Origin of the sequence: Elstera litoralis (assembly GCF_000963705.1) — a bacterium.
GTDB lineage: Bacteria > Pseudomonadota > Alphaproteobacteria > Elsterales > Elsteraceae > Elstera > Elstera litoralis.
In genome coordinates this window covers 1-3186 of record NZ_LAJY01000526.1, presented here as the reverse complement: position 1 = coordinate 3186, position 3186 = coordinate 1, and the positions used below count along the sequence as shown (strand labels likewise).

The following is a 3186-nucleotide window of genomic DNA, read 5'->3' as shown; positions in this document are numbered from 1 at the left end:
CCTGCGCCTGTTACAAGGACGTAACACAGTCACGGCGAAGGGTTGGATCGGTCCATGCGGCAAGGGGACGTTCGGCGGAGCACGAAAGAAACCAGTATCGAGGTTCGGGTGAACCTGGATGGAACGGGCGTTTACGATGTTAAAACCGGCATCGGGTTTCTCGATCACATGTTGGAACAGCTTTCCCGCCATAGTTTGATCGATCTTTACGTGCGCGCCGACGGCGATTTGCATATCGATTTTCACCACACGACCGAAGATAGCGGCATCGCCATCGGCGAAGCCGTCACCAAGGCGCTCGGCGACCGCAAGGGCATCACCCGCTACGGCTCCGCCTTGATCCCGATGGACGAAACCCTGACCCGCGTGGCGCTCGACGCCTCCAACCGGCCCTATCTGATCTGGAAAGTCGCCTTCACCCGCGACAAGCTGGGCGAGATGGATACGGAACTGTTCAAGGAATGGTTCCAGGCTTTTGCGCAAGCCGCGGGCCTAACGCTGCACGTCGAAAACCTCTATGGCGAGAATAATCACCATATTGTTGAGAGCTGCTTTAAGGCGCTCGCCCGCGCCCTGCGCCAAGCGGTAACGGTCGATCCGCGCGCCGCCGCCGCGATCCCCTCGACCAAAGGGGTGTTGGGTGGGTCGCTGTAATGGCTGAAACCATAGCGGTGATTGATTACGGATCGGGCAATCTCACCTCGGCGGCAAAGGCGCTCGAACGCGCGGCGCGCGATGCCGGGCGGAGTGTTTCGGTCATTGTTACCGGCGATGCGGATAAAGTAGCTACGGCAGATCGGCTGGTTCTGCCCGGCCAGGGCGCGTTCGGCGATTGTCGGCGCGGGCTGCTGGCGGTTCCGGGGCTGCTGGAGGCGCTCACCGAGGCGGTACGGGTGAAGGCGAAACCTTTCTTCGGCATTTGCGTCGGTATGCAGTTGATGGTGACGCGCGGCATCGAACACGGTGAACACGCCGGGCTCGACTGGATTCCCGGCATCTGTCAGCGGCTGACGCCCACCGATTCGGCGCTGAAGATTCCCCATATGGGCTGGAACACGCTCACCCTTACCGCGCCTAAGCATCCGATACTGGCAGGCCTGGGGACGGCGGAACACGTCTATTTCGTTCACTCCTACCATATCACCGCTATCGCTGCGTCGGACGTACTGGCCGAAACCGAGTATGGTGGCCCGGTTGTTGCGATCCTTGGCCGCGATACGATGGTGGGGACGCAGTTTCACGCGGAAAAAAGCCAAGCCGCCGGGTTGCGGCTCTTAGGTAATTTTCTGAGCTGGCGCCCCTAACCGGCCCTCACACAGGTTTAGCCTCCCCCGGAGACTGCGATGGATCAGCGCGTGCCTCTTGCCTCAGGGCCTAGTGTGATAACGGCGGAGCGTCTGGAGCAGTTCAGCGGTACCGATCTGCACGATCTGTGCGACGCGGCGGCGGCGGCAATTGACGACGGCGGCGGCTTCGGCTGGCTGGTCGCGCCGCGCCGGGACGTGTTCGAGCGCTATTGGAGCGGCGTCGTGCTGGTGCCGGAACGCACGCTCTTCGTCGGGCGGCTCGATGGTACGATTGGTGGCGCGGCGCAATTCCAGCGCCCACCGCGCAATAATGAGGCCCAGGCCCATGTTGCAACATTGACGGGCATGTTCGTTGCGCCCTGGGCGCGCGGGCGCGGCATGGCGCGGGCGATTGTGCTCGCTATCGAAGCCGCCGCGCGCGACGCCGGGTTCAAGGTCATCAATCTCGATGTGCGCGAAACCCAGGTGAACGCCATCAAGCTTTATGAAGCTTTGGGCTATCATCGCTGGGCCACCCACCCCCATTACGCCATTGTCGACGGTCGCATGATCGCCGGCCATTATTTCACCAAGCTGCTGAGTGACGCCCCATGATCCTGTTTCCCGCCATCGATCTGAAGGAAGGGGCCTGCGTGCGCCTCGTGAAGGGCGATATGGCGCAGGCCACGGTCTTCAATACCGATCCCGGCGACCAAGCCGCGCAGTTTGCGCGGGCGGGGTGCCAGTGGATCCATGTGGTCGATCTCGATGGGGCGTTCGCGGGCAAACCCGCCAATCGCGGCGCAGTGGAAGCGATTCTGGCGGCAACGCCGCTGCCGGTGCAGTTGGGCGGCGGCATTCGCGATCTTGCCACTATCGAAGCTTGGCTGACGGCGGGGGTGCGCCGCGTCATTCTGGGGACGGCGGCAGTGCGCAATCCGGCCCTAGTGAAAGACGCCTGCCGCCTGTTTCCCGAGCGGGTGGCCGTTGGCATCGACGCGCGCAAGGGCTTCGTTGCCGTTGAAGGCTGGGCGGAAACCTCGGAACTGCAAGCGGTCGATCTCGCGCGCTTGTTTGAAGACGCAGGCGTTGCGGCAATTATCTATACCGATATTGACCGTGATGGCACCCTGACGGGGGTGAATGTGGAGGCGACCGTTGCCCTGTCGCATGCCGTGCGCATTCCCATCATCGCCTCGGGCGGGGTCGGTCGATGGCCGATCTGGACGCGCTGAAGGCCGCCAACGCGCCAGGTATCGCCGGAGTGATTACGGGCCGCGCGCTCTACGATGGGCGCATCGTGCTGGCCGATGCGCTGGCCCTGCTGGCGGCTTAAGGGAGACGCGCCGATGTTGAAAATCCGCCTTATTCCCTGCCTGGACGTGAAAGATGGCCGCGTCGTGAAAGGCGTTAATTTCGTCGATCTTGTCGATGCGGGCGACCCCGTGGAGCAGGCGCGCTTTTACGATGCCGCCGGGGCCGATGAGTTGACGTTTCTCGATATCACCGCTTCGTCGGATAATCGCGCGACGATTCTCGACGTGGTGTCGCGCACGGCGACGGAATGTTTTATGCCCCTCACGGTCGGCGGCGGCGTGCGCGCGGTGGAGGATATTCGTAAGCTGCTGCTCGCGGGTGCGGATAAAGTCTCCATCAACACTGCTGCGATTCATCGCCCAGAGTTTGTGAAGGAAGCCGCCGAGAAATTCGGCAGCCAATGCATCGTTGTCGCGGTGGACGCCAAGCAAGTATCGCCCGGTCGCTGGGAGATTTTCACTCACGGCGGGCGCAACCCGACCGGGCTTGAGGCGGTGGCCTGGGCGCAGCGCATGGCGGCCTATGGCGCAGGCGAACTGCTGCTGACCTCGATGGACCGCGACGGCACCAAAAGCGGCTTCGA

At 62.8% G+C, this 3186-nt stretch carries 4 protein-coding genes and 1 pseudogene; all 5 read left to right on the top strand.

The features are described 5' to 3' along the window. The first annotated feature begins 54 nt into the window (after positions 1-54). On the top strand, positions 55-654 hold the full coding sequence (gene hisB, locus VZ95_RS16860; RefSeq protein WP_045776889.1) for an imidazoleglycerol-phosphate dehydratase HisB: 600 nt from the start codon (positions 55-57) through the stop codon (positions 652-654). Continuing rightward, the gene (gene hisH / locus VZ95_RS16855) at positions 654-1304 is read left to right on the top strand and encodes an imidazole glycerol phosphate synthase subunit HisH (protein ID WP_045776888.1); all 651 of its coding nucleotides are present in this window, start codon (positions 654-656) and stop codon (positions 1302-1304) included. Before hisB ends, hisH begins: the two co-directional genes overlap by 1 nt. A gap of 39 nt (positions 1305-1343) precedes the next feature. Further along, positions 1344-1901 carry a GNAT family N-acetyltransferase gene (locus tag VZ95_RS16850; RefSeq protein WP_045776887.1) on the top strand — a complete coding sequence of 186 codons (558 nt, stop codon included), beginning with the start codon at positions 1344-1346 and terminating at the stop codon, positions 1899-1901. Then, a pseudogene (gene hisA, locus VZ95_RS16845) lies at positions 1898-2622 on the top strand (1-(5-phosphoribosyl)-5-[(5-phosphoribosylamino)methylideneamino]imidazole-4-carboxamide isomerase). Before VZ95_RS16850 ends, hisA begins: the two are co-directional and overlap by 4 nt. 13 nt (positions 2623-2635) lie before the next feature. After that, on the top strand, positions 2636-3186 hold a 551-nt coding region (gene hisF, locus VZ95_RS16840; RefSeq protein WP_045776886.1), incomplete at its 3' end, for an imidazole glycerol phosphate synthase subunit HisF.

What these genes read in the sequence shown, in the direction of transcription:
- hisB (WP_045776889.1), top strand. Translation starts at nt 55, where the DNA reads ATGCGGCAAGGGGACGTTCGGCGGAGCACGAAAGAAACCAGTATCGAG.
- hisH (WP_045776888.1), top strand. Translation starts at nt 654, where the DNA reads ATGGCTGAAACCATAGCGGTGATTGATTACGGATCGGGCAATCTCACC.
- VZ95_RS16850 (WP_045776887.1), top strand. Translation starts at nt 1,344, where the DNA reads ATGGATCAGCGCGTGCCTCTTGCCTCAGGGCCTAGTGTGATAACGGCG.